The organism is Marinococcus halotolerans DSM 16375, from assembly GCF_000420725.1.
In the GTDB taxonomy this organism is placed as follows: domain Bacteria; phylum Bacillota; class Bacilli; order Bacillales; family Marinococcaceae; genus Marinococcus; species Marinococcus halotolerans.
The window spans coordinates 1-25284 of the sequence record NZ_ATVM01000010.1; the positions used below are offsets into that span (position 1 = coordinate 1).

A 25284-nucleotide genomic window follows, 5' to 3' on the forward strand; every position below is an offset into this window, starting at 1 on the left:
GGCCCGTTGGTCAAGTGGTTAAGACACCGCCCTTTCACGGCGGTAACACGGGTTCGAATCCCGTACGGGTCACCAACATGGAGGATTAGCTCAGCTGGGAGAGCACCTGCCTTACAAGCAGGGGGTCGGCAGTTCGATCCTGTCATCCTCCACCATTATTTTATATCGCGGGGTAGAGCAGTCTGGTAGCTCGTCGGGCTCATAACCCGGAGGTCGTCGGTTCAAATCCGTCCCCCGCAACCAAAAGGGCCTGTGGTGTAGTGGTTAACATGCCTGCCTGTCACGCAGGAGATCGCGGGTTCAAATCCCGTCAGGCCCGCCATTTTACTTTTATTCATATTGACAAACAAGATGAATAAGGTATAATTTCATTCGAGTCGTAAACATTCCACTCGAAATCAATCATGTAATATGGCTCGATAGCTCAGTCGATAGAGCAACAAGCAATACTTCCCCGAATGTTCTGCGAGTTGTCCGTCCCGAATCGTTTCGTCGAATAAACAATAGATGAGGGTAAGGACAGTGAACATTGATGCAAGAGCTTCATAGAAGCAAAGCACTTATACAGCATGGCTCGATAGCTCAGTCGGTAGAGCAGTGGACTGAAAATCCTCGTGTCGGCGGTTCGATTCCGTCTCGAGCCACCATTTAAAAAACGCCGGTCTAGCTCAATTGGTAGAGCAACTGACTTGTAATCAGTAGGTTGGGGGTTCAAGTCCTCTGGCCGGCACCATATGTGGAGGGGTAGCGAAGTTGGCCAAACGCGGCGGACTGTAAATCCGCTCCTTCGGGTTCGGCGGTTCGAATCCGTCCCCCTCCACCACTTATACAGGGGTATAGTTTAATGGCAAAACAGCGGTCTCCAAAACCGCCAATGTGGGTTCGATTCCTACTACCCCTGCCATTTTTAATGTGTTATGTTCATATGGCGGTTGTGGCGAAGTGGTTAACGCACCGGATTGTGGTTCCGGCACGCGTGGGTTCAATTCCCACCAATCGCCCCATATTGGATAATGGGCTATAGCCAAGCGGTAAGGCATCGGGTTTTGGTCCCGTGATGCGCTGGTTCGAATCCAGCTAGCCCAGCCAATTGCGGAAGTAGTTCAGTGGTAGAACACCACCTTGCCAAGGTGGGGGTCGCGGGTTCGAATCCCGTCTTCCGCTCCATTATTAACATAAACATTGAGCCATTCTCTGGAATGGCGGTATAGCCAAGTGGTAAGGCACGGGTCTGCAAAACCCTTATCCCCCGGTTCGAATCCGGGTACCGCCTCCATTATTAAAGAGAAGCAAACGCCTGCCGGGGTGGTGGAATTGGTAGACACACAGGACTTAAAATCCTGCGGTTGGTCATCAACCGTGCCGGTTCGAGTCCGGCCCTCGGTACCATTTTTTAGTTAATCGGCGAAGTGGCGGAACCGGTAGACGCGCTTGACTCAAAATCAAGTGTCCTCTGGACGTGTGGGTTCGAGTCCCACCTTCGCTACCATTTAACGAGTCAGGAAGACGTTTCTGGAGAGAAGCGTTATTTTTATGTTTAATTTTATATGCGAAAGCTGACCATAAAGAAAAAAAGTCTTTCCTTTTTTGAAAAGGAAAGACTTTTTTTATAATCATAAGGAGAGCTCCCAGACAGGGGAAGCTGCGCGCAGAAGACGGCTTTCTGACGTGCCGCCGTGTATTTGTGTAAACATGTCCCCAACTGCCTGAGTAAGTTCCTCAGCAGATTCTTTGGAAAGCTGTGGCCGTATAAAGGTTAATTGAATTGCTGTAGTAGTCGAACGGCTGGTTCGGCTGTGCAGACCTGGTCCGCTTAATGAGGCCAGTGTTTTCTTGCGGTCCTTGGCTATAATTTGTCCGTACATCGGGTGGAGATGGTTTTCAGTGATCTGAAGCTGATCCTGCTCAACACCGAAGCCGATTTTTACATAATCGAAGACAGTATCTGCATCGATCAAAATAACCGGAGTTTCATACTGCAGATTAAAAAAATGAATGAGGTCTTCACCGGAATGCTCAGCAGGCGGGATATTATCTGCCTGTAAGTTTTTGTACAGCTGCTCATGAAGAGGCGGAAGAGAGCGGTCAATAAGCCCTGCCTGTTCTAATATTTGTTGCCACTGCCGAACACCTGTATAGTCATAGATAGACTGATCAAGCAGATCCATCTGGATTTGTTTATGAAAGAAGTCCACCCGGCCTCTGAGCATGCCTGGGGAATCATCAATAACGATGTTACGGTAGATGTTGACGCCGCATTGAAAAGAAGGAATAATTTTAAAAACAGAAGAAGAAATAGAAATGTCTTTGAGCATATATATCCCCCTTTGTGTCTAGCTCATAATGTATCATATCACTTTTACAGACTCCGGCGAAATGATTTGTAAAGGAGGGCCGTCGATGCGAACGGCAGAGGAATTAAAAGAGGAGATTCAGGCATTTGCGGAGTCTATCGGTATCGATAAAGTAGGCTTCGCCTCCGCTTCTCCTTTTGTGACTTTAAAAGCGAGGCTGAAAGAACAGCAGCGGCTGAACTACCAATCCGGCTTTGAAGAAGACGATATTGAAAAAAGAACACATCCCGAGCTGCTGCTGACGGAAGCAACAACGATTATCTCTATTGCCCTCGCATATCCAACGAAGCTCCCGGATGCGCCAAAAAATCGTCCAGGAGCACGCAGAGGTCAGTTTTGCAGGGCTTCCTGGGGAAAGGATTACCATGACGTTCTCCGGGATAAATTAAACCAGCTCGAGGCCTTTATACAAGAAACAGTGCCCGGAGCCGAGTGCAAATCCATGGTTGATACCGGTGAATTATCGGACCGGGCGGTTGCGGAGAGGGCCGGCATTGGATGGAGTGGCAAAAACTGTGCTATTATTACCCCTGAGTTCGGCTCGTACGTCTATTTAGGTGAAATGATTACGACACTGTACCTCCCGGAAGACACGCCTCTGATGGATCAATGCGGCACGTGCAACCGCTGTGTGGATTTATGTCCAACGGATGCTTTGATTCAGGGGGGGCAGCTTGACGCGAAAAAGTGTATCGCCTATTTGACGCAAACGAAGGAAGCCCTGCCGGAGCGCTACCGCCATAAGCTTGGCAATAGACTATACGGTTGTGATACCTGCCAGCAGGTGTGCCCGGAAAACAAAGGTGTAGACTTTCATAATCATCCAGAGTTCGAACCGGAGCCGGAAGTAGTCAAACCGCTGCTTGAGCCGTTATTAACGATTTCCAACAGGGAGTTCAAGGAAAAATTCGGATATATTGCTGGCTCCTGGAGAGGAAAAAAACCAATTCAGCGTAACGCTTTGATCGCTCTTGGCCATATGAAAGAAAAAGCCTCGATTCCAACGATCATACAGCTGCTCCGCAACGACCCGAGGCCAGTGATACGCGGCGCCTGTGCCTGGGCTCTGGGAGAAATGCCTACGCAGGAAGGGGTGGAGGCCCTGCATACCGCTAACAGCAGAGAAGAAGAGGCAGAAGTGCTTGAAGAGATCACAAAAGCATTGGATAAAACCTCCCCAGAACGAGTATAATAGAAGAAAATGTAATAAGGAGGGTCTTTATGGAGGCCTGGGCTGTATCACAAGCAATCGATGGTATTGGTGAAGTGACCGTAGTATTACATGAGGACCGGGTCTGTATGCTGCACTTTGGTTCCGTGGAAGAAAATGAAGACCGGATAAAGCTTTGGCTGAAAAAGCATATCGGTGCTTCATGCGAACTGCGGACAGACTTGCATCCTGTGCACAATGAAGTTTTCCGGGAGCTCGGAGAATATGCGGCGAACGAGCGCACCGAGTTTACGGTGCCGCTCGATATGAGGGGGACTCCTTTTCAAAAACGAGTATGGCAGGCACTTCAAAGCATTCCTTATGGAACGACGAAGTCCTACGCAGAAATTGCTGCAGAAGCCGATTCACCGAAAGCTTTCCGGGCCGTAGGGATGGCTAACAACAAAAATCCGGTTTCCATTATTGTTCCATGCCACCGGGTTATAGGAAAAAACGGAAAAATGGTTGGGTTTGGCGGAGGCGTACATTTAAAAGAAGGACTGCTCGCATTAGAAAAAGCGCAGGCAGTTTCGCGGTAGGAAAAGAAGGAGAGAGCGACTTGGCTTTACATGTAGTATTATTTCAACCAGAAATACCGGCGAACACCGGAAATATTGCAAGAACGTGTGCGGGGACGGACACCCACCTGCACCTGATACGGCCTCTTGGATTTTCCACGGAAGACCGGATGCTCAAGCGCGCCGGCTGTGATTACTGGCCGAATGTGCAGATTCACTATTATGATTCACTTGAAGAATGGATGAACACGTATCCGGAAGCGGAGTTCTTTTTTGTAGAAACAGTAGGCTCGTCGTCCTATGCCGTTCATGACTATTCGGACCCTGCAAAAGATTATTTTTTTGTGTTTGGACGTGAAACAACTGGTCTGCCGGAATATGTAACAGAGGAGTATCAGGAAAAGTGTATCCGGATACCTCAGAATAATAAAGTCCGTTCCCTGAATTTGTCTAATACGGCTGCTATTTTAGTATATGAAGCACTCCGCCAACAGGCATTTCCACAATTACAATAATGAAAGAGGGATCAAGATGTACGTTGTTATAAATGAACTCGAGGTACCAGCAGAAGCGAAGGAACAAATCCAGGAACGGTTCGGTGCCAGCGCTGACAAAATGAACCAGGTGCCGGGCTGCTTGGAATTTTTGTTTTTAGATGAAGCGACCGAAGACGGCAAGCAGCTTGTTTTTACAAAATGGGAAACTAAGGAAGATTTTGAAAACTGGCTCGAAAGTGACTCATTTAAATCGTCTCACCGGGCAGGGGGGCAGGAAAAAAGAGAAAGTGCTGCTACTGGTAACCAGATCCGCCAATTTCGTGTAGTCCATGCGAGTTAAATCTGGAGGCTCGTGGTGAAAAATGCGTATTTAACCAGTCATTTTCCGATGCTTGCCATTTTGTTTTTTTGTTTATCCTTTGGCATTTGGTCGCAGCAATATATTGCCGCTTTTTTAGAATCTGCCGGCATTTATCAGGGAATGCTCGAATTTTTTTCAGACAATGGCATTAAATTAACCATGCTTTTTGTACTCATGCTTGTTTTTTTTATGATTATTGCTGCATTAAAATTAATTTCAGATACGATGATGGGGTTATCACTGTTATTTTTTCTGAGTGAAGAAAAAGGCGATATCCGCTCGTATCTTCAGGGCTGCGCATGGATTTATTTAACGGCGGGGGGCGTTTCGCTATTTCTCACATCTCATCTCTATATACTCGGAGGGCTGTTCATAGGAGCGACGCTTGCGTCCTTTGTCTATTTGATCATCCGCCTGGCTCCTTCCCTGCGTTTTGCCGGAGTGACTGGTTTTTTACTTCTGCATCTGTCTTTCTGGGGGCTTTTCATCTTTGGCACGGGCTACGCTGGCCTGCGGCTGTACAATAGTTTTCTACATAGTTTGCCAGTATAAAAAAGCGGACGGCTAAGGCTGTCCGCTTTTTTCGTATAGTGAGGGGTACATCGTCTTCCAGAAAGAAATGGCGCTGTCTTCGGGGTTTAAAGAACGGGGCTCGTCGTACCCATGCCAGACTCCCATGGTGTATCTGCTGTCATAGCCGGCAAACCAGCTGTCTTTGGTATTGTTGGATGTACCGGTTTTACCGCTGACGTCTCCCAACTCTTTTAGAGTTGAAGCCGTTCCTGAAAGGACGGTGGTGCGAAGAGCTTCACGCAGCTGGTCATTTGTTTCTCGAGACCATACAACTGTTTCCTGCCTTTCCCACTCAAATAATATCTCTCCATCTGCATCACTCACAGAAGTAATAGCGCGCGGCGGTTCATACGTGCCGCCGCTCGAAAATACAGTATAAGCACTCGTTAATTCTACCGGAGAGACTCCGTATTCAATACCACCGAGGGCGGCGGCGTACTGCCTGTCTTCCGGGGTTAATTTTGACCACTCAAATTTTTCAAGATACTGAAAGGAAGAGTCGAGCCCGGTTTGATGCATAAGACGCAGGGCAGAGGTATTGTAGGAAAAGGCAAGGGCATGTTCAATCGTTACCCTCTCCTTTGCTGTTCCGCCTTCATTTTCGGGACAATAGGAGGCTGCGCAGTATTTTTTTGTGGAAACCAGGTCGTTAATAGAGCGCTCTTTTTCTTCAAGGTACGGGCCGTACACGAGCAGCGGCTTCCATACTGAGCCTGGCTGCCGGTAAGCCTGAAAGGCCCGGTTGAATTCATATTCCCGGTAATCTGCCCCGCCGCTTATTGCCGTAATAGCACCGGCCCTGTGATCAGCGATGACAGCGGCTCCTTCAATGCTCCGCTGCTGCCAGTAGGAGCGGGATTTTTCTGTGAGCTGGGTCTGCAGATCAGAGTCCATGGCGGTATGGATGGTAATGCCGGACTGAAGAAGCTGTTCTGTACGTGTGTTAAGCTTTTCGTAAAGAGCCTTTTTTTCGCTTTCCGCCGCCTGATTTATCTGTTCGGCCCAGCCTTCATTTTGAGCAACAAGCTGCCTGAATTCATGCTTCACGTAATCGGTATAATCAGGATAAGGGTTGGCTTTGCTTTTTTGTAAATCTATAGAGACGGTTTCCTGACCGGCCTGTGATTTTTCCTCGGCAGTTATAGCATTGGTTTCTTCCATTTTTTCCAGAATCCACTGCTGCCGTTCCCTGGTCCGGTCCGGATGCTCAACGGGGTGGTAGTAGGACGGATTAGCCGGAATGGCAGCCAGGAAAGCTGTTTGTGCAAGCGAGAGGCCGCTGCTTGGTTTGCCGAAATAAGAAAGACTTGCCGTTTCAAACCCATAAATGCCTTCCCCAAAATAAATAGTATTCATATACATTTCCAGAATTTCATTTTTTGTATAGGTTTGTTCAAGCTGATAGGCAAACAGAACTTCGGCAACCTTGCGTTCATACGTCTGCTGATGGGAAAAATAAATGTTTCTTGTCGCCTGCTGCGTAATTGTACTTGCGCCTTCTTCAATGCTTCCGGTGCTGGCGTTGCTTATAAGAGCCCGGATAACGCCTAAAGGGTCAATACCTTGATGCTCATAATACTTTTGGTCTTCCGTGGCAATAAAAGCAGCTCTTGCACGTTCAGGAAAATGGGAGAGAGAGACGTATTTCCGGTTTTCCTCCGGCTGAAATTCAGCAATTTGACTTCCCTCCCGGTCAGTCACGTAGCTGTTCTGGGCAATTGGCACGCCGGAGACATCAATTTGCTCTTCGAGGAAGGAAGAAAGAGTCCTTGTACTGCTCATCTCTTTCACGAACAGCCAGGAAACGATTGCCCCGCCGGTTATAAATAACAGTATCCATAGAAGCCCTAAAAGTTGTCTCATGTGTGTAATTCCTTCGCTTAAGGATATGTATTATATCGACAAAGAGAGCTTTAAGGTTTAAACAGAAAAAGAAAGCATCCATATAAATATGATATAATGCCTCTAGCCTGCGCGGATTTTCGGTTTGCCCGCCTGCAGAAACCGTGCTAAAGTAAAAAGGCAGATAGAAACGGAGGAAGTCGGTAATGACGAATTGGTCAAAAGAAATATGGGATTGGATTAAAGTAATCGTCGTCGTCGTTTTAATCGTCGTCATTGTGCGCGGCTTCTTGTTTGCCAACTATGTTGTCAGCGGCCCTTCCATGCTTCCAACAGTGGAAGACGGACAGCGGATGATTATTAACAAGATCGGATACGCTTTCTCAGAGCCCGAGCGCTCAGATATCATTGTTTTTCATGCAAATGAAAACAGTGACTATATTAAAAGAGTTATCGGCCTTCCGGGGGACACGGTGGAGTACAGGGACGATACGTTATACATTAATGGAGAAGCTCAGGAAGAGCCGTACTTAGAAGAATATCAAAACGAAACAAGCGGAGCTTTCACGCAGGATTTTACGCTCGAGGGAGTGACCGGTGAAACAACCGTGCCGGAAGACAGCTATTTTGTAATGGGCGACAACCGCCCCCGCAGTGAAGACAGCAGGGCTGACGCTGTCGGCTTTGTAGATGAGGATCAGATTGTCGGGGAAGCGAGTATCAGGTACTGGCCGCTTGATGATTTCACCTTCAGTCCATAAAAGAGCTTCAGCAGGCAGCACCTGCTGAAGCTTTTTTATGGCTTACAATTGTTATTAATTTCCGGGAGAGCTGTCCCAGTGAGTTTCAATAAATTCATCCCGGCCGGAGAGGGCACGGTCTTTTTTATAGGCCTCCCGTTCTTTTTTATAAAAGTTCTGATGGGATTCCTCAGCCGGGTAAAAAGGTTCCGCCGGTCTGATCTCCGTTACCACGGGGTTACGGAACCGGCCGCTTTCTTCTACCAGCTGCCTTGATGCTTCCGCCAGCCGGCGCTGTTCTTCGGTATGATAGAAAATGGCCGTCTGGTATTGAGGACCGCGATCATGGAATTGACCATGGGGATCTGTCGGATCAATTTGAGGCCAGTATAGATCGAGCAGCTGCTGGTAGGAAAACAGCGCAGAATCAAACTCAATCTGAACTGCTTCTCTATGGCCTGTGGTACCGGCTTTTACCTGTTCGTACGAAGGGTGGGCGACACTGCCGCCAGTATAGCCGGATGTAATGGATATAATGCCGGGGAGCTCGTCAAAGGGCTGTACCATGCACCAGAAGCACCCGCCGGCAAAGGTTGCCAGTTCTTTATTTTGTGTCTCATTTTGCTGGGTCATTGCGAACACCGTCCATCACCTGTATAGTATTTTTTGTATTTGTGTAAAGTATAGCACAGCAAAAAGCAGTCGTAATTCAAAAAGCCTGAATACAAAAAAGAGATAGAGGAGGAAAGATATGCTTACCGGCCAAAAAATTCTGCCAGCAGCCCGTAATGAGAGGGAGTTTGAAAAAGCGCTCAATACCTCCGGGCAGTACGTAGTCATTTTGAATGTGCATCTGGCAAAGCTTAAAAGCTTGATACAGTTAAGCAAACGGGCAGAAAAAAAAGTGCTTTTGCATGCAGATCTGGTCCAGGGACTCGCCCATGATGATTCCGCGGCCCAGTTTTTATGCCAAAATATCCGTCCGGACGGGTTAATCAGTACTCGCCGGCAGATTCTTACCACTGCTAAAAAAAATAATCTTATTACGGTGCAGCGCTTGTTTTTACTGGATTCACTGGCCCTTGAAACAAGCTATAAGCTGCTTGAAGACATTAAGCCGGACATGGTAGAGCTTCTGCCGGGTATTGTACCCTCTATGATTAAGGAAGTAGCAGAAAACAAAAATGTGCCTGTTATCGCAGGCGGTCTGATTCGGTCGCAGGAAGAAGTTTCTGCCGCCTGGAACGCAGGAGCGTCGGCCATATCGACGACGGAAAAATCATTATGGCCAAAATAGAGAAAAGATAAGTGGAGGAAACAACGATGACTGAAAAAAAATACATTCTCGCAATCGACCAGGGAACAACTAGCTCAAGAGCTATATTGTTTGATCAGGAAGGCCAGATTGTAGGCAGCGAACAGCGTGAATTGGAGCAGTATTTCCCCCGTGCCGGCTGGGTGGAGCACAATGCCAATGAAATCTGGTCGGGAGTGCTCGGCTGTATTGCCGGAGTGCTTGAAAACAATGAGGTTTCTCCAAAGCAGATTAGCGGCCTCGGTATTACAAATCAACGTGAAACCACAGTAGTGTGGGATAAGCACACAGGAAAACCGGTATATCACGCATTAGTATGGCAGTCCCGGCAGACTGCCTCTATCTGTGAAGAATTAAAGCAGCAGGGATATGAAGAAATGGTAAGAAGCAAAACGGGACTGCTGCTTGATCCTTACTTTTCGGGGACGAAAGTAAAATGGATTCTTGATAATATTGAGGGAACAAAGGAAAGAGCGGAGCAGGGAGACCTGTTGTTTGGTACGATCGATACGTGGCTGATCTGGAGATTAACCGGAGGGAAAGCTCACGTGACGGATTATTCCAATGCTTCACGCACAATGATGTTTAACATTTATGAACTGAGCTGGGATCAGGAGCTTCTGCAAATGCTGGATATCCCGGAGGCGATGCTTCCTGACGTGAAGTCGTCGTCGGAAATATACGGTTATACGGTGGATTACCACTTTTTCGGAGAGGAAATACCAATCGCTTCAGCTGCCGGTGATCAGCATGCAGCTTTATTTGGTCAGACATGCTTTGATGAAGGTATGGTAAAAAATACGTACGGAACCGGATGCTTTATGCTGATGCAGACAGGAGAGACGCCGATTCATTCTGATAACGGGCTGCTTACGACCATCGCGTGGGGGCTCGACGGAAAAGTGAAATATGCGCTTGAAGGAAGTATTTTTGTAGCAGGATCAGCTGTACAGTGGCTGAAGGACGGCATGCGCCTGATTGACTCCTCCTCTGCTTCTGAAACCTATGCGCTGCGTGTGAACGACAGTGAGGGTGTTTACGTTGTACCTGCCTTTACCGGGCTCGGGGCGCCCTATTGGGACAGTGAAGTGCGGGGAGCAGTATTTGGCCTTACCCGCGGAACCGAAAAAGAACATTTTATCCGGGCGACCCTTGAAGCGCTTGCGTACCAGACAAAAGACGTGCTGGATGTCATGAGAGAGGACGCAGGTATGGAAGTAAAAACATTACGCGTCGACGGCGGCGTTGTGCCGAACAACTTCCTCATGCAGTTTCAGTGTGATATGGCCGATGTCCGGGTGGAACGCCCGTATGTACTCGAAACTACGGCACTCGGAGCTGCTTATCTTGCAGGCCTTGCCACAGGTTTTTGGAAAAACAAAGAAGAGCTTATGGATAAGTGGGAACTCGAAAAATCGTTTGAGGTGCATATGGAAGATGAAAAACGGGAAGAGCATTACGCAGGGTGGAAAAAAGCGGTTGATGCAGCACGGACGTTTAAGTGAACATATCGGTTGCATTTGAATGAAAGAGCGATTACAATTAGGTTAAGTTAATAAATGGTCGGAGATGCAGAGAGACCGCAGATACCCTTCATGCCAGAAGAGGAGATCTGCGGTCTTTTTTACTCTCTGATATTTTAAAAGGGGATGAAATGAATGGCAGATCAACGTTTTTCAGCACTATCACGCAAAGAGCGTTTGAGAAATATGACAGAGACCCACCTCGACGTGCTCGTTATCGGAGGCGGCATCACCGGAGCGGGCATTACACTGGACGCTACAGCCCGTGGCCTTAACACGGCCTGCATTGAAATGCAGGACTTTGCAGCAGGTACGTCGAGCCGTTCGACTAAGCTTGTACACGGGGGACTTCGTTATCTCGAACAGTTTGAAATTAAACTTGTAGCAGAAGTAGGCAGAGAGCGGGCCATTGTGTATGAAAATGCGCCGCACGTGACCGAACCGGAATGGATGCTGCTCCCAATCGTAAAGGGCGGAAATCTTGGGAAAACCACCACTTCATTCGGTCTGCAGGTATACGACCGCCTGGCCCAGGTGAACAAGCATGAACGCCGCTATATGCTTAACAAAAAAAATACGCTTAAAAAGGAACCGCTGCTCCGTGAAGAAAATCTTCTCGGCGGAGGTGTCTATGTTGAATACCGCACGGATGATGCGAGACTGACGCTCGAAGCGATGAAAAAAGCTGTGGAACTCGGCGCAGACGCCGTTAACTATGCCAAAGCAACTGATCTTTTATATGATAATGGCAAGCTGATCGGGGTGGAAGTAAAAGACCTGATCAATAATGAAACCCACCGCATTTATGCGGATCATGTTGTTAACGCTGCCGGTCCGTGGGTGGACACCCTCAGAAAAGTAGACGGCTCCAACAAAGGCAAACTCCTGCATCATACAAAAGGCATCCACCTTGTGTTTGATCTCAGCCGTTTCCCACTCCGCCAGGCTACGTATTTTGACGCTCCGGACGGACGGATGATCTTTGCCATCCCAAGAGGGAATAAAGCGTACGTAGGCACCACAGATACGGATTACGGCGCAAATCTCGAAGAGCCGCGCGTCTCCCGGGAAGACCGCGACTATATTTTAGAAGTAACGAATTATGAATTCCCATCCCTCAAGCTGAAAGCAGAGGATGTGGAATCAAGCTGGTCCGGCATCCGCCCCCTCATTCAGGAGGAAGGAAAATCAGCCTCTGAAATTTCCCGGAAGGATGAAATTTTCGTTTCCGATTCAGGGTTGATCTCCATTGCAGGCGGTAAATTGACCGGCTACCGTAAAATGGCAGAGCGGATTGTCGATGTAGTGGTTGATAAGATGAATATTCACGCTCCGTGTCCGACGCAGGATATCCGGCTTTCCGGCGGTGAAGTGGGCGGCTCCTCCGGCTATGAAACATTTGCCGTAAAAGAAGCCTACCGCGGTGAAGCACTTGGAATGACCAGAGACGAGACAGAGGACCTGTTCCGCTTCTACGGGGCGAACGGCCTGAAGATGCTCCAGCTGCTTGAAGAAAACCTTGAGGAAGCGAAAAACAGCGGTATGCCATTAAAGCTTGCGGCACGGCTGTTGTACGCGCTCGAATATGAAATGGCAGTTACGCCGCTTGACTTCCTGAACAGAAGAACGTCCTTCCTGTTCTTTGATATGCCGGAGCTGAAGCGCTGGAAAGAACCGGTAACGGCATTTATGAAGAAATCGTTGAACTGGTCCGAGGAAGAAACCAAAGCCTACACGGAAGAGCTTGAGTCTGAAATTGCCTATGCGACGAAGCCTTATGAAGACGTTGACGATCAAAAAGCCAGGGAAAAACAAGCAAACTAATATAATTTCATCAAAGCGCCTGCTCTTTAACCAGAGCGGGCGTTTTGTTTTGAAAAGAAGGAATGCCGGAAAACCATGGTAGAAACGCGTGCTTTCTTATATACTGGTAACAGGCGGCTTTACTGAGAAATACTATAAACGCTTCAGGAGTGATTATACATATGAGTTGGACGGAGCACTGGAATCGATGGAAAAACCATGCCTTTATAGAAGAAGCATGGAAAGAAAAGCTTCATGAACTGGATGAAACAGAGGCAGAGGATTACTTTTATCAATATCTGGCATTTGGGACCGGAGGAATGCGTGGAGAAATCGGCCCTGGAACGAATAGAATGAATACATACACGATCCGCCGCGCAGCTGTGGGCCTTGCACGGTATATAGAAAATGCCGGCGCCGAGGCAAAATCTCGTGGAGTGGCTGTCGCATTTGACCCGCGCCACTATTCGGAAAAATTTGCGCTTGAAACAGCACAGACGCTCGGGGCACACGGTATCCAGGTATACTTGTTTGAAGATCTGCGCCCGACTCCCGAGCTCTCGTTTGCGGTGCGTAGAACCTATGCATTTGCCGGGGTAGTAATTACAGCAAGCCATAACCCGCCGGAATACAACGGGTTCAAAGTTTACGGGGAAGACGGGGGGCAGTTCCCGCCGGGTCCTGCGGATGAGTTGATCACTTACGTGGAATCGGTCGAAAATGAGCTGGAAATCCGGGTGAAGGACAGCAGCACCATGCAGGAGGAAGGGCTTCTCGTGATGCTTGGAGAAGAAACTGATGCAGCTTACGATAAAGCGCTGCAGTCAATTCTGCTGCAGCCGGAGATGATCAAAGAAAACGGAAGCGATTTGAATGTAGTGTTTACACCACTGCACGGAACAGCGAAGGACCCGGTATTGCGTGCGCTCGCTGCAGCTGGCTTTCAAAACGTATCCACAGTGGAGGAGCAGTTAACACCTGATCCGGAATTTTCCACCGTGCAGAGCCCGAATCCTGAAGAGAAGGAAGCCTTTGCAAAAGCGATTCAGGTAGGTGAAAACAATGATGCGGATATACTGATTGGCACCGACCCTGATGCGGACCGTATCGGCCTGGCGGCAAAAGACAGCAGCGGAGAGTTTGCGGTGCTCACTGGAAACCAGACCGGAGCGCTGCTTCTTGATTATCTTCTCATGCAAAAAAAAGAGGCAGGCTCCCTTCCTGCAAATGGCATTGTCATGAAAACGATCGTTACTTCTGAACTCGGAAGAGCTATAGCAGAACATTACGGCCAGGCATGCGAGGACACGCTCACAGGGTTTAAATTCATTGGTGAAAAAATTAAAACCTATAATGAAACAGGGGAGTATGCCTTTCAGTTTGGTTATGAGGAGTCCTACGGGTATTTGATCGGGGACTTTGTGCGCGATAAAGATGCGGTGCAGGCCGCACTTTTAATCGCGGAGATGGCCCTGTGGCACAAAGAGCAGGGACGCACTGTGTATGAAGGGCTGATGGATATTTACAGTCGTTATGGATATTTCATGGAAGGGCTGGATTCCTTAACGAAAAAAGGAAAAGAAGGCGCGGAGCAAATTGATCATCTAATCGAAACATTCCGCACGGAGCCTCCTGAGCGGGTAAGTGGCGCTTCTATCCAAAAGGTAGAGGATTACAAAACGGGCGAACGTACGTATTTGCTTGAAAGTGGAAAAACAGAGCCTATTGCGCTTCCATCTTCGAATGTGCTGAAGTTTTTTACAGATGATGAATCCTGGTTCTGTCTTCGTCCTTCAGGCACAGAACCAAAAGTGAAGTTTTATTTCGGTGTTAAGGGAGAGACGTTCAAGCAGACAGAGGAAAAGCTTCTTCAGTTAAAAATGGATGTTATGGCAATGGTGCATGAACGTCTCGGGGAATAAAAAAGCCTGCAGAGCAAAAAGAAGGTACCGCTTGTTTTTGCCTTCTAACGGCTCAAAAGGAGGTCGCTTTGCATGCAGTCATGGCTAGAGGACTATTTACACATTTTGAAACTGAAAATAGAACAGCCGAATGTTCGCTTTTTGACAAAATTGATTCGCTCCCATCTGCAGCAGTTTCCATTTGAAAACGTAGGTAAATTAATTGAAGCGGGGGAGAGTGAAGAAGCCGGAGTGTCGATGTCAGTTGATTCATTCTTATACAGGCGCCAGGTCTACCAGATGGGTGGCACGTGCTATACGTTGAATATCCATTTTCATCAGCTGCTGCAGGCACTGGGCTTTTCCGCGAGGCTCATTTATTTAAATGAAGACCACGTGTCCGTCCGGGTAGAAACCAATCAGCCGGGCTCTCCCCCTTATTTTGTAGACGTGGGCACGACCGCGCCGTTATTTGAGCCGATTCCTCTTCGCAGGGGGCTGCAGCGCTCGAAAAAATTTGACGGTGAGCAGCTGATATTTCATTATCAGAAAGACGCACGGTTGTATCGTTATATACGTATGAAAGACGGAAAGCAGGCAGATGAGTCGTGGGCATTTGACCCTGACCTAGAGGCAGGGGAGGCAGAGCTGCGGAATAAGGTCTGCAGATCCTACGCCCCGGACGCGCCGTATATGAATCAGCTGCGCCTGCAGCTTTGGGTCCCAGAAAAATATCTGCTGCTGTCTTTGAAAAACAATAAACTTATTGCCCGAAAAGCAAATGGGGCCACTGTGACAAAATATATACATGATCTCCCGGCTCTTGAACGGGTAGTCCAGGAGGATTTTCGCCTGCATTATCTGCCGGTTCTCAAGGCAGCTTCACAGCTCGAAAAACGTATGTCCTGGGCGTTCTAATAAAAAATCTCCGGCTGAAATAATCAGCCGGAGATTTTTTATTTAATTAGAAGCGAACGTCAAAGGACTCATTATGGTCGACAGAATCAAGATCAGACGTTTCGAGGCGCTCCACGGTAGAAAAAGGGCTGCCTTCCTGTACGGCGACAAGAAAGCGGTCCATATCCTGGGGCGTTCCTTCGGCTTCAATTTCAACAGCGCCGTTTGATTTGTTGCGGACCCAGCCGTGAATGTTATGCTTAACTGCTTCGGACTGGGTGAACTGCCGGAATCCGACGCCCTGAACATTTCCGTGTACTTCTACATGATAGCGTTTCATTTGCATACTCCTTTCCATAGTTCACACTTTTTTAAAATGCTGCTGAAACCAATGGTCCTGTTCTGGCGAAGGATGCTCACTGATCACATGCATCACGTCCTCTTCGTCGGTAGCCATCCAGACTCCGCTGTCATCGAAAAACCCTGGATAAATATAACCGTGACGGAAAAGAAGCTGAGGAGGATAAATTTCGATGACATCCATTTCGACGTGTTTATAAACACTTTTCGTGCATTGAAATAGTTCCAATTTGGTCACCTGCTTATTTTCGCTCTTAGAGCCGAAAACGTATTTAAGACTGGGGAGCGCGGTGGCGGTAGGCAGTGTGGTTTACAGAACCAACATGTTCGTTCAGGCGGAAGGACTCCTGAATAGAAGCCTGAATGAACTGTTTCGCCGTGTGGATTGCTTCCCGCACGCTCTTTTTGTTTGCAAGCTCTGCAGTAATAGCAGCAGAGAACGTGCAGCCGGCCCCGTGGGTATAATCCGTATTGATTTTTTCGGATTCGATATATTCAAAGCTATTGCCGTCATAAAGCACGTCAATTGATTTTTCAGCTCCGGTGTCTCCTCCGCCTTTGACAATAACAAAGGACGGGCCGAGCTGATAAATTTTTTCGGCAGCCGCTTTCATATCTTCGAGCGATTGCGGCAGAGGAACCTGAGCGAGCTGGGACGCTTCAAATAAGTTAGGAGTCACAATAAATGCCTTTGGTACAAGCGTGTCCCTCAAATAGGCATCCATTTCCGGATTAACCGGCTCATCAGCGCCTTTACATACCATCACCGGGTCCACAACCAGCTGTTCTACCTGATGCTCATCTAATTTTTTCGCCACCAGTTCAATAACTTCTTTTGATCCAAGCATCCCTGTTTTCGCAGCTTGAACCCCGATACCTTTTAACACCGTGTCCAGCTGTGCTTCGAGCGTGGCTGTGTCGATAGGGTAGACGCGGTGAAACCAGTCGTTATCAGGGTCCTGGGCCACAATGGTAGTCAGGGAAACCATTCCGTAGGTACCGAGCTCCTGAAATGTTTTTAAGTCTGCCTGGATGCCGGCACCTCCACTCGTATCGGAGCCGGCTATCGTTAACGTTTTAGGTAAACTCATAATAATCTCCTTTCAAAACATGATGAAAAAGCTATTCTGCCCATTCGCCGTTGCGGAACACAGGCTCTTTCGTACCATCGGGAAGAATGCCGTCTATATTCATATTTTCATTTCCAATCATAAAGTCAACATGGATAATACTTGTGTTTAAACCAGCCTGTTCCTTTTCCTCTTTGTTCATTTCCGGTCCATTTTCCACACAGAAAGCATAGGCACTGCCAAGCGCAATATGATTGGAGGCATTTTCATCAAACAGCGTGTTGAAAAACAAAATGCCGGACTGCGAGATAGGGGAACTGTGCGGCACGAGGGCTACTTCGCCAAGGCGGGCGGCACCTTCGTCTGAATTGATCAGGTGACGGAGAGTTTCTTCTCCTTCGCCGGCTTCCATGTCCGTAACAGCCCCGTCCTTGAAATGCAGCTTAAAGCGGTCAATAACGCTGCCGCCATAGTTCAATGGTTTAGTATTGGTTACGTACCCGTTAACGAAATCCTTATGCGGAGCAGTAAATACTTCTTCTGTCGGCATATTCGGAATAAACGAAACGCCCGAGGTATTGGTGCTGCCGCCACCTGCCCAAACGTGTCCGTCGGGCAGGCCGATTTCAAGGTCCGTGCCGGGGGCGGTATAATGAAGCGATTTGTATTTTTTGGCATTCAGCCAATCGACCTTGGCCCGCAGAGTGCGATTATGGTCGTCCCAGGCCTGTACCGGATCTTCTGTATCCGCCCGCACAGCGCTGAATATCCGATCCCAAAGAAGATCGATGGCACGGTCTTCCGGTTCATCCGGGAAAACTTTTTTGGCCCATCCCGCAGAAGGGGTGGAGATCACAAGCCAGCTGACACGGTCAGCCTGAATATAATCCCGGAATCCCTCCATAGCAGCGCCGGCTGCGTTGTTTGCATTGGCAATTTTATCGGGGTCAACACCTTTGAGCAGATCAGGATCAGTGGATTTGACCGTGATAAAAGCCGCTCCTTCCCGGGCTAGCTGCTCTCTGCTTTCAGCACGCCAGGAAGGGAATTCGTGAAAAGCTTCCTCAGGCGCTTTTTCGTATTTAATTTTTGTCAGTTCGTCGTCGGCCCATTCCGGGTAGACATGTTTTGCGCCGGCATCGTATGCTGCTTCGGCGAGTCTTCTGACAAAAGGGGCAGCATCGATCGGAGCTGCAATAACTAAAGTCTGGCCGGGCTGGATATTAACGCCTTTATCCACGGCAAGTTTTGCATAGTTGTGAAGTTTTTGTTCGAACGTTTTCATGTCGGAAGCTTCCTTTCTCATACAGTACTGGATGGACGTAGACAGTGGTCTCAAATGTCTTTCATCATTATAACACGGGAGGTTTCATCATTCTTTTGCCGCGCACTGCTTTTTTTAAACCGGCCGGAAGTATAAAAAAGCCCTGCCGGAATGCCCGGGCAGGGTACAAAAGGTATCGTACAGGTAAAGATGCATTCATCCAAGGAGAACCTGCCTATTCAGAATAGCATAGAATGAATAATAGCCTAATGCCGATGAGAAGTCGTCTCCGCCTGTTTTCAGGCATGAGCCGAAAAGAAACAGGCTCAAATTAAAAAATATAATTATATGCATATTGGATTATACAGACGTTTCCGCCTTTGTTTCCGCCTTGCTTCCGGGAGCCGGACTCTGTCCTGGAAGAGGACTCCGGGTTTTAAAATGATGCAGCTCTGCCACAAACCTGACCGGAAACGATGATATCTTTGCATTGTATTTATCTATCGTATTATTGTATACGCTTGAAGAATGAATGATCTTATTCTGGGCATCATCGAACTGCTCACGCATCGATTTCAGCTCGGACTGCAGCTGCTTATCTTCAGGCATGGAAGCGTCAAACACCTCGTGCAGATTTTCTTCAATGCGGGAGTTAATATGCAGCTGCTCCTGTCTGCTCGATTCCGGGGACAGCACTTCGCTTCTGTATTGTACCAGCGTTTCCAGTTCATCCTGTTTGTGGCGCCATGCTTTTTGGGCAGAGTCCACAAAATCAGGAATCAGGTTCATCCGCCGGTGCAGTTGAAATTCCACTTCGGTCCAGGATTCTTCCACCCAGTTTAAATATTTAATTAAGGCATTGTAGCCGATAATCCAGCTTATAATAGCAGTAACAATAACAATACCGAGAATGATACCGAAAATACTCATATCGCCGCCCTCCTTCTTTAGGGGTTTTTACTTAGATAATGGTAATTAGTATAGCATGTTTGTACCCTCAATTACACAGCCTTACTCACAAACACCTATCCTTTTTTGACAAAATTGAGAGTGATTTTCCAATACGTGCATTAAAAAATCAGCGGTATTTCCTGTTGAGATCCGGGTGCCGTTTTCGGGCAGATAGTCAGTTTCATAGCGCCAGGAAGCAGTGTTTTCTCCGTCCGGCAGAAAAGTCGGGCATACCACGGTCCAGCAGTAGGATGTTTCCTTAATGTATTCGTAGGCTCCCTTATGATCTTCGGCGGCCGTTGTGCTCCGGCGTTTGGATTCCGACGACTCAAACCGGTAAAGGTGTGGTTCTGTCCGCGACCGAAGAATGCCGGCAGTGCCTACGGTAATTAAACGGGTGATGCTGAGGTCGTTCATTTCTTTTAACAGCAGCGGAGTGAAACTGCTTAACACATTCTGCTTATCTGTGCCGAGGGCACTGACGACTAAATCCACTCCCTGCAGTGTTTTTCTCATTTTCGCCTGATCAAGGGCATCACCGTATATCTGCTCTGCAGAAGCAGGCAGGCTGTCTGCTTTTTCCGGTGAGCGGACAAGTATTTTTAATTCATGTCCGGAAGCGGCAGCCATGGATGCAAATTGGGAACCAGTGCGGCCGGTTCCGCCAAATAAAGCTATTTTCATTTGAAGCACTCCTTTTTGTTTCACATATCTAAAAGCTATGTAAAAATAGATATACACCCCTATTCCCATTCTATAAAAGGAAAAACGTCGGGAGGCTATGACAAATGCAGTGGACTACCTGGGAACCCCCTATTGTTCAATGGAGAACTAATGCACTTTATCACTGGACTAAAGCACTTGGAATGAGTGATACAGAAGAGCTGAAAAAGCATGCTGCAATCGATGTTTCCTGGTTTTGGCATCAGGCATCTAAACGGCTTGAAACCCGGTGGTTTAAACGGTATAAAGACGTTGTGGAGCTTTCGCATGGAAGGCGGAAGGCTGGCTGGTTTTACAAAGGAAAAATGAACGCTGCAGAGCAGCTGATAAATAAATCAAAAGAAGTGATGGTACAGACGGCTTTCATCGACGAAAGCGGAGAGTGGACATATGACAGGCTGGCTGAAGAGGTGCAGAAAGCAGCGGGAAAACTGCGAAAAGCCGGTGTACAAAAGGGCGGACGGGCAGCTGTAATGGCCGGGATCGATAAACAGTCGGCGGTCGTTTACATGGCACTGATGTATATCGGAGCCGCAGTTTGTCCGTATAACCCCAGCTGGACAGCCGCCGCAGGCGAAGAGGCCCACGCTCATTTCCGGCCGGAATGGTTCATTATTGGCGCGGGGAATTCTGCAGTTGAAGCGGAGGAAAGATATAATATGGAACCTTCGCAAATTATTCAATTGGGCGAGGAGCCATCCTCAAGATATATACAATGGGAAACTATGCCGACCGGAAAGAAGAAGGAGAGGCCTGAAAAAACAGACGGTGCTGATCCTGCATTTATTCTCTTTAGTAACGGGCCGGGGGAATCTGTGCAGGGATATGTGCTGAGCCACACCAGTTTGTTTATGAAGGCAGGAACAGAAATAGGTTTAGTATGGGACGTGCGTCCAGGCGACCGTTTATGGTGGCTCGCCCGGGAGTGGGGATTTGAGCAGCTGTTTGCTATGGTCGGAACGCTTGCAAATAATGGGCAGTACTGTCTGTTTTCATGGGGAGGGCAGAGCGCTGATGCCGGCAGCACGATTGAAGCATACGGAATTACACATATCGGCGTTGATTCTCCCTCAGTACAGATGGCCTCCTCTCAGACGCAAAGTAAGTGGAAGGAATACCACCTTCATTCGCTGCGATACGTACTGACGTGGGAAGCAGATTGGATGCGGGGGGACCTCCAGTGGACGATAGACGTATTAACCCGGGGAAGAATTCCACTTTTAAAGGCCTTCGGGGGTGCTCACGCTTCTGGAATGATTACTGCAGACCTGCCGGACCGCAGGGTGCATCCCGAAAAATACAACAGCCGTCTTCCGGGGATGGTGATGGATACCTGGGACAGCGAAGGGTATGCAGTGCGTCACATACCCGGCAGAGTAGTGGTAAAAAAACCATGGCCGAACAGCCTGGAGGTAATGATTGATGGAAAGGTGCAGTACGACAGCTCGCCGTGGTCCCTGTGGAAAGAAGTATGGGCCGGCCGCGAATTTTTAATAGATGATGGAGAAGGGTATACGTATGCGGGGGAGTATGCTGACATTAATAAGGTGGAACAGCAGAATGTTTCTCTGCTGCCGCTTGAAAAATGGCTCGAGGGCATGGATTCGGTGGAAACGGCGCTTTTGCGCTGGAACGGTGGCAGCGCAGAGGCAATCATAGTACCTGCTGAAGGATGGAGCGGTACCATAGGATGGAAGCAGGATCTTTCGGAAAGATGGCTTGAAACGAAAACGTTCCCCCTAAAAAGTATACAAATAGTTTCAATACCTCCGGAGAATGTGAATAAAAGAATGTGGAGAAATGTATTTAAACAAGGAAATTTTATTATAGAACGTGAAGCATTTATTTTTACCGAAGAAAAATAACGATTAACTAATAGACGACTGCCAAAGGAGCAATCACCATGAACGCAGCTATTACAATTATCATAATGATCGCTATTGGGGCAGCCATTGGGGGAGTAACGAATTCACTTGCGATCCGGATGCTTTTCAGACCGTATAAGCCAGTATACATAGGCTCTGTACGGGTACCGTTCACCCCGGGCCTGATCCCAAAAAGACGTAATGAGCTCGCCGGCCAGCTCGGACGGGTCGTAACAGACCACCTGTTAACCCCGGAAGGCCTGCAGGCAAAAATCCGCAGTGATATGTTTTCCAGCCAGCTGAACGACTGGGTAACATTGGAAATGAAGGAATATCTTTATTCTGAGAAAAGCTTATCCGATTATGTGGAGAAATGGACAGGTCTGAGCGATGTTCGCGGCTTTCTCCGCGAAACTTTACGGGAAACGCTCGACATAAAATGGGAAGAGGCAAGGCATCGTCATGCTGATACCCCGATTAAAGAGCTGCTTCCCCCAGGCGCGGTCCGTCAATCGGAAGTAATGACCAAAGAGCTTACACAGTTAATTATGGTGAAAGCCGGCGATTATTTTCGTTCAAGTGCAGGTAAGCAGCAGCTGGCGCTTTTACTCGAACGTTTTTTAGAAGGAAAAGGGTCCATGATGAATTTTTTCGGTACAATGATCGGTAACGACCGGCTCGTTGACCGTATTCAACCGGAGGTGCTCCGTTTTTTTGAAGATCCCGGAACAGAAAAAATGATTTCCGGACTGCTGCAGCAGGAGCGCAAAGCGTTGTTTGAAAAGCCGGCAGCGGCGGCTTTTGCCTACGTGGATTCCCGGGCAGCGGTAGATTACATCGTGGAAACGGTGGATAAATATGTGCCGGTTATGGAGCGGCTTGAGCAGCCTTTAAAGGACTGGGCCCCCGCATACGAGACGAAAATACTGGACGAATGGGTTCCAAAAGCAGTAAAAAAAGGCCAGTACTCCATTGCGAAGAGGCTTCCGAATCTGTTTGAACAGCTTCATCTTCATGACGTAGTTAAAGAGCAGGTGGACACGTTTTCGACAGACCGGATGGAAGCTATGCTGCTTACAATTTCCGGAAGGGAGTTTAAGCTGATCACATATCTGGGGGCACTGATTGGCGGTTTTGTAGGCTGTGTACAGGGAATAGTTGTGTTGTGGATAGTGTGAATAAAAAAATGCCATTGATTCTTCCGGAATGGATGAATTCTGCTGGCGGTTCATGTTATGCTCATACAGACAATCTTAAAGGAGGACTTATATATGTCCAATATTCATGACAAGGCTTACGAATTATCGAGTGCGCTTCGTGACAGCGAAGAATTCCAACAACTTAAAGAGCTTCATAACGAAGTAGAGCAGGACGAAGTCGCAAAGCGTATGCTTGATAACTTCCGTAATGTACAGCTTGAACTGCAGCAAAAACAAATGCAGGGAGAGCAGCCTTCGGAAGAAGAAATTACCCAGGCTCAAAAACAGTTTGAAATGGTGCAGCAGCATGAAGTTATTTCGAAGCTGATGCAGCAGGAGCAGCAGCTCAGCACAGTCATTTCTGACTTGAATAAAATTATTACTGAGCCGCTTGAAGAACTCTACGGTGTACCGGAAGAGAATAACGGCCAGCAGTAATTAACAAAAACTTTCCCCGCCACGGGGAGAGTTTTTTATTTGCCCTCTCATTATAGATTCTGGCTGAAACGTGCTACAATAAACATGGCAGTATTCGTCTTTAGCCACGAGTTATGTTAACAGGAGGGGACGCTGTGCGCCCGAAGACCAGGCGTTATCGATACGTTTACTTAATTACAGCACTAACGGCTTTACTCACAGCAGCTATTGTTTTTATTGCATCATCGGTGCAGGATGGAAGTACACCGACATATAATTCCCAGGAAGACTTTGCAGAAAATGAAGTTCCAAAAGAATATATTTCTGTTTACAAACAGGCGGGAGAAGATTATGATATTCCGTGGACCCTCTTAGCAGCGGTTCACCGGGTGGAAACTGTTTTTTCCACAATGGACACCCTCGAAAGCCCGGTTGGGGCTGTAGGACATATGCAGTTTATGCCATGTACATTTGTAGGGTGGAATTATCCGGGCTGCGGTGGAAATGGCAGTACTGATATACCGGAGCAGGAACTAACCAATCCGGAAACGATTAATGAATACGGAGGCTACGGTGTTGACGCTGACGGCGATGGCAGAGCCGATCCATATGCTCTTGAAGATGCCGTGTATTCGGCGGCAAACTTTCTTGCGTCTAACGGAGCAGCGGGCGGTGAGGTGCGGCCGGCAATATATCAATATAACCAGGCAGACTGGTACGTGGACGATATTCTTAATTATTACAACACATATGATGAAGAAGTGGAACTGGTGAGTCTTGAAGAAAATCATTTAGCAGAGGAGGGGGGATAAGTTGTTTTTTATTGAAACGTTTGCAGAAATAAACTGGGTGGAGTGGCTGCTCCTTGTCAGCGTGCTCATTACTACGCTTTGGATCGTCAGTCAGCATCTTACAGGTACGAATGCTTATTCCCTCCATCATGAGGAAGCAAGTGTCTGCTATGACGATTACAGCCGGGTGCCGGAGATGGCTGCTCTCCGCTTTGTCACTGTACAAAAGAAAATACCGGACCGCTCAGACAGCAGGCATGATGATGAAGACTCTTCTTATTTTTCATCATAATTTGGAAGCATGAAAAATAAGAAGGAGTGAATGTAGTGAATAGTAAGTGGAAATTAATAGCAATGCTAAGTGTTTTAATGCTGGTGCTCGCCGGTTGTGGCGGCGAACAGGAAGCTATATCAGCAGATAGTGAAGGAATTTGGAATCGTTTCTTTGTATACCCGTTTTCGTGGCTTTTAATCACGATTGCCCAATTTTTTAATGGTGACTATGGCCTTTCGATCATTGTAGTGACGATTATCATCCGTATTGTGCTTCTACCGCTGTTTTTAAAACAGCAGAACAGCGCGATTGCCATGAAGCGGCTGCAGCCGAGAATGAAGGAGCTGCAGGAAAAGTACAGCTCTAAAAACCAGGCGGAAGCACAGAAGCTTCAGCAGGAAATGATGAAGCTGTACCGCGATGAAGGCGTGAATCCAATGATGGGCTGTCTGCCTATTCTGCTGCAGATGCCGATTTTAATGGCCTTTTACTTTGCCATTCAGCGTACAGAAGAACTCGCAGCCCACAGTTTCTTATGGGTAGACCTTGGAGAGCCGGATCCATTTTTCATTTTTCCGATCCTTGCCGGGCTCATGATGTTTTTACAAACGAGAATTACGGCGAAGGACATGCCTGAAAACATGAGACCTATTATGATGCTGATGCCGGTAATGATGATTGTAGCCGGAATCTTTCTGCCGTCGGCCCTTTCTCTTTACTGGGCAACAGGCGGTGTGTTTATGATTTTCCAGACTCTCGTGTTTACAAAGCGCAAAGAAAAAATGGAACAGAGCCAGCAGGAAAAAACTACAACGTAACTATGAGAAAGCCGCCTG

The 25284-nt window shown here is 47.8% G+C and carries 26 protein-coding genes and 14 tRNA genes; 31 read left to right on the forward strand and 9 right to left on the reverse strand.

All coding sequences use genetic code 11. The annotated features are described in order from the left end of the window. The 14 genes from G548_RS0108520 (at position 1) to G548_RS0108585 (ending at position 1489) form a co-directional block, all read left to right on the forward strand. A tRNA-Glu gene (locus G548_RS0108520) sits at positions 1-75 on the forward strand. A gap of 4 nt (positions 76-79) precedes the next feature. Next, positions 80-155 (forward strand) — tRNA-Val (locus G548_RS0108525). 11 nt (positions 156-166) lie between these two features. Then, positions 167-243, forward strand: a tRNA-Met gene (locus tag G548_RS0108530). Positions 244-246: 3 nt separating this feature from the next. After that, positions 247-322 (forward strand) — tRNA-Asp (locus G548_RS0108535). Between the two features lie 249 nt (positions 323-571). Beyond that, a tRNA-Phe gene (locus tag G548_RS0108540) sits at positions 572-647 on the forward strand. 10 nt (positions 648-657) lie between these two features. Beyond that, positions 658-733, forward strand: a tRNA-Thr gene (locus G548_RS0108545). Between the two features lie 5 nt (positions 734-738). After that, positions 739-823: transfer RNA gene (locus G548_RS0108550), tRNA-Tyr, on the forward strand. Between the two features lie 7 nt (positions 824-830). Beyond that, positions 831-904, forward strand: a tRNA-Trp gene (locus tag G548_RS0108555). A gap of 24 nt (positions 905-928) precedes the next feature. Continuing rightward, a tRNA-His gene (locus G548_RS0108560) sits at positions 929-1004 on the forward strand. A gap of 10 nt (positions 1005-1014) precedes the next feature. Beyond that, positions 1015-1089, forward strand: a tRNA-Gln gene (locus G548_RS0108565). A gap of 3 nt (positions 1090-1092) precedes the next feature. Beyond that, positions 1093-1167 (forward strand) — tRNA-Gly (locus G548_RS0108570). A 34-nt stretch (positions 1168-1201) separates the two neighbouring features. Continuing rightward, a tRNA-Cys gene (locus tag G548_RS0108575) sits at positions 1202-1276 on the forward strand. A gap of 23 nt (positions 1277-1299) precedes the next feature. Then, positions 1300-1389, forward strand: a tRNA-Leu gene (locus G548_RS0108580). A 14-nt stretch (positions 1390-1403) separates the two neighbouring features. Further along, positions 1404-1489 (forward strand) — tRNA-Leu (locus tag G548_RS0108585). A gap of 124 nt (positions 1490-1613) precedes the next feature. Here G548_RS0108585 and G548_RS0108590 read toward each other — a convergent pair. After that, on the reverse strand, positions 1614-2315 hold the full coding sequence (locus G548_RS0108590; RefSeq protein ID WP_022793741.1) for a hypothetical protein: 702 nt from the start codon (positions 2313-2315) through the stop codon (positions 1614-1616). A gap of 85 nt (positions 2316-2400) precedes the next feature. On the opposite strand from G548_RS0108590, the gene queG reads away from it, so the two are divergent. From queG to G548_RS0108615, 5 genes are read left to right on the forward strand one after another with little or no spacing between them, the layout of a single operon-like run. Beyond that, the gene (queG, locus tag G548_RS0108595; RefSeq protein ID WP_022793742.1) at positions 2401-3546 is read left to right on the forward strand and encodes a tRNA epoxyqueuosine(34) reductase QueG; all 1146 of its coding nucleotides are present in this window, start codon (positions 2401-2403) and stop codon (positions 3544-3546) included. A 29-nt stretch (positions 3547-3575) separates the two neighbouring features. Beyond that, a complete protein-coding gene (locus tag G548_RS19655) occupies positions 3576-4103 on the forward strand; it encodes a methylated-DNA--[protein]-cysteine S-methyltransferase (protein ID WP_022793743.1) in 528 nt (175 codons plus the stop codon). A 20-nt stretch (positions 4104-4123) separates the two neighbouring features. After that, positions 4124-4597 carry a tRNA (uridine(34)/cytosine(34)/5-carboxymethylaminomethyluridine(34)-2'-O)-methyltransferase TrmL gene (gene trmL / locus G548_RS0108605; protein ID WP_022793744.1) on the forward strand — a complete coding sequence of 158 codons (474 nt, stop codon included), beginning with the start codon at positions 4124-4126 and terminating at the stop codon, positions 4595-4597. Between the two features lie 16 nt (positions 4598-4613). Further along, positions 4614-4919 (forward strand): antibiotic biosynthesis monooxygenase family protein, encoded by a 306-nt coding sequence (locus G548_RS0108610; protein ID WP_022793745.1) that lies wholly within the window; start codon positions 4614-4616, stop codon positions 4917-4919. A gap of 15 nt (positions 4920-4934) precedes the next feature. Continuing rightward, positions 4935-5492, forward strand: a complete 558-nt coding sequence (locus G548_RS0108615) for a DUF5366 family protein (RefSeq protein WP_022793746.1) — start codon at positions 4935-4937, stop codon at positions 5490-5492. 12 nt (positions 5493-5504) lie between these two features. On the opposite strand, the gene G548_RS17745 is transcribed toward G548_RS0108615, so the two are convergent. Continuing rightward, positions 5505-7376 carry a transglycosylase domain-containing protein gene (locus G548_RS17745; protein WP_022793747.1) on the reverse strand — a complete coding sequence of 624 codons (1872 nt, stop codon included), beginning with the start codon at positions 7374-7376 and terminating at the stop codon, positions 5505-5507. Positions 7377-7561: 185 nt separating this feature from the next. On the opposite strand from G548_RS17745, the gene lepB reads away from it, so the two are divergent. Then, a complete protein-coding gene (gene lepB / locus G548_RS0108625) occupies positions 7562-8116 on the forward strand; it encodes a signal peptidase I (RefSeq protein ID WP_022793748.1) in 555 nt (184 codons plus the stop codon). Between the two features lie 54 nt (positions 8117-8170). On the opposite strand, the gene msrA is transcribed toward lepB, so the two are convergent. Next, positions 8171-8728, reverse strand: a complete 558-nt coding sequence (gene msrA, locus G548_RS0108630) for a peptide-methionine (S)-S-oxide reductase MsrA (protein WP_022793749.1) — start codon at positions 8726-8728, stop codon at positions 8171-8173. A gap of 118 nt (positions 8729-8846) precedes the next feature. On the opposite strand from msrA, the gene G548_RS0108635 reads away from it, so the two are divergent. From G548_RS0108635 to G548_RS18765, 5 genes are all read left to right on the forward strand, one after another. After that, positions 8847-9392 (forward strand): glycerol-3-phosphate responsive antiterminator, encoded by a 546-nt coding sequence (locus G548_RS0108635; RefSeq protein WP_022793750.1) that lies wholly within the window; start codon positions 8847-8849, stop codon positions 9390-9392. Between the two features lie 26 nt (positions 9393-9418). Beyond that, positions 9419-10915, forward strand: a complete 1497-nt coding sequence (gene glpK, locus G548_RS0108640; RefSeq protein WP_022793751.1) for a glycerol kinase GlpK — start codon at positions 9419-9421, stop codon at positions 10913-10915. A gap of 153 nt (positions 10916-11068) precedes the next feature. Further along, positions 11069-12757 carry a glycerol-3-phosphate dehydrogenase/oxidase gene (locus tag G548_RS17750; RefSeq protein WP_022793752.1) on the forward strand — a complete coding sequence of 563 codons (1689 nt, stop codon included), beginning with the start codon at positions 11069-11071 and terminating at the stop codon, positions 12755-12757. A gap of 161 nt (positions 12758-12918) precedes the next feature. Beyond that, positions 12919-14658 (forward strand): phospho-sugar mutase, encoded by a 1740-nt coding sequence (locus tag G548_RS0108650; RefSeq protein WP_022793753.1) that lies wholly within the window; start codon positions 12919-12921, stop codon positions 14656-14658. A gap of 72 nt (positions 14659-14730) precedes the next feature. Continuing rightward, positions 14731-15555, forward strand: a complete 825-nt coding sequence (locus tag G548_RS18765) for an arylamine N-acetyltransferase (RefSeq protein ID WP_022793754.1) — start codon at positions 14731-14733, stop codon at positions 15553-15555. 46 nt (positions 15556-15601) lie between these two features. On the opposite strand, the gene G548_RS0108660 is transcribed toward G548_RS18765, so the two are convergent. The 6 genes from G548_RS0108660 to G548_RS0108690 all read right to left on the reverse strand — a co-directional run bounded on the left by G548_RS0108660 (position 15602) and on the right by G548_RS0108690 (position 19863). Continuing rightward, positions 15602-15874, reverse strand: coding sequence for an acylphosphatase (locus G548_RS0108660; protein WP_022793755.1), 273 nt, complete (start codon positions 15872-15874; stop codon positions 15602-15604). 21 nt (positions 15875-15895) lie between these two features. After that, on the reverse strand, positions 15896-16123 hold the full coding sequence (locus G548_RS0108665) for a hypothetical protein (protein ID WP_022793756.1): 228 nt from the start codon (positions 16121-16123) through the stop codon (positions 15896-15898). Between the two features lie 43 nt (positions 16124-16166). Further along, on the reverse strand, positions 16167-16985 hold the full coding sequence (gene pdxK, locus G548_RS0108670; RefSeq protein WP_022793757.1) for a pyridoxine/pyridoxal/pyridoxamine kinase: 819 nt from the start codon (positions 16983-16985) through the stop codon (positions 16167-16169). Positions 16986-17016: 31 nt separating this feature from the next. After that, complete coding sequence (locus G548_RS0108675; protein ID WP_022793758.1) at positions 17017-18249, reverse strand: aminopeptidase; 1233 nt, start codon at positions 18247-18249, stop codon at positions 17017-17019. A 339-nt stretch (positions 18250-18588) separates the two neighbouring features. Next, entirely contained in the window at positions 18589-19158 is a 570-nt protein-coding gene (locus G548_RS0108685; protein WP_022793760.1) for a LemA family protein, read from the reverse strand. 81 nt (positions 19159-19239) lie between these two features. Beyond that, positions 19240-19863, reverse strand: a complete 624-nt coding sequence (locus tag G548_RS0108690) for an NAD(P)-dependent oxidoreductase (protein WP_022793761.1) — start codon at positions 19861-19863, stop codon at positions 19240-19242. Between the two features lie 104 nt (positions 19864-19967). Between G548_RS0108690 and G548_RS0108695 the strand changes: the two genes are divergently transcribed. From G548_RS0108695 to yidC, 6 genes are all read left to right on the forward strand, one after another. Beyond that, the gene (locus tag G548_RS0108695; protein WP_022793762.1) at positions 19968-21767 is read left to right on the forward strand and encodes an AMP-binding protein; all 1800 of its coding nucleotides are present in this window, start codon (positions 19968-19970) and stop codon (positions 21765-21767) included. Between the two features lie 38 nt (positions 21768-21805). Beyond that, complete coding sequence (locus tag G548_RS0108700) at positions 21806-22945, forward strand: DUF445 domain-containing protein (protein WP_022793763.1); 1140 nt, start codon at positions 21806-21808, stop codon at positions 22943-22945. Positions 22946-23038: 93 nt separating this feature from the next. Further along, positions 23039-23404 (forward strand): YlbF/YmcA family competence regulator, encoded by a 366-nt coding sequence (locus G548_RS0108705; RefSeq protein ID WP_022793764.1) that lies wholly within the window; start codon positions 23039-23041, stop codon positions 23402-23404. A 134-nt stretch (positions 23405-23538) separates the two neighbouring features. Next, on the forward strand, positions 23539-24195 hold the full coding sequence (locus G548_RS17760) for a lytic transglycosylase domain-containing protein (RefSeq protein WP_022793765.1): 657 nt from the start codon (positions 23539-23541) through the stop codon (positions 24193-24195). Between the two features lies 1 nt (position 24196). After that, positions 24197-24466: a hypothetical protein gene (locus G548_RS0108715; protein WP_022793766.1), complete on the forward strand. Its 270-nt coding sequence runs from the start codon at positions 24197-24199 to the stop codon at positions 24464-24466. Between the two features lie 35 nt (positions 24467-24501). After that, positions 24502-25266, forward strand: a complete 765-nt coding sequence (yidC, locus tag G548_RS0108720; protein WP_022793767.1) for a membrane protein insertase YidC — start codon at positions 24502-24504, stop codon at positions 25264-25266. Positions 25267-25284 lie beyond the last annotated feature (18 nt).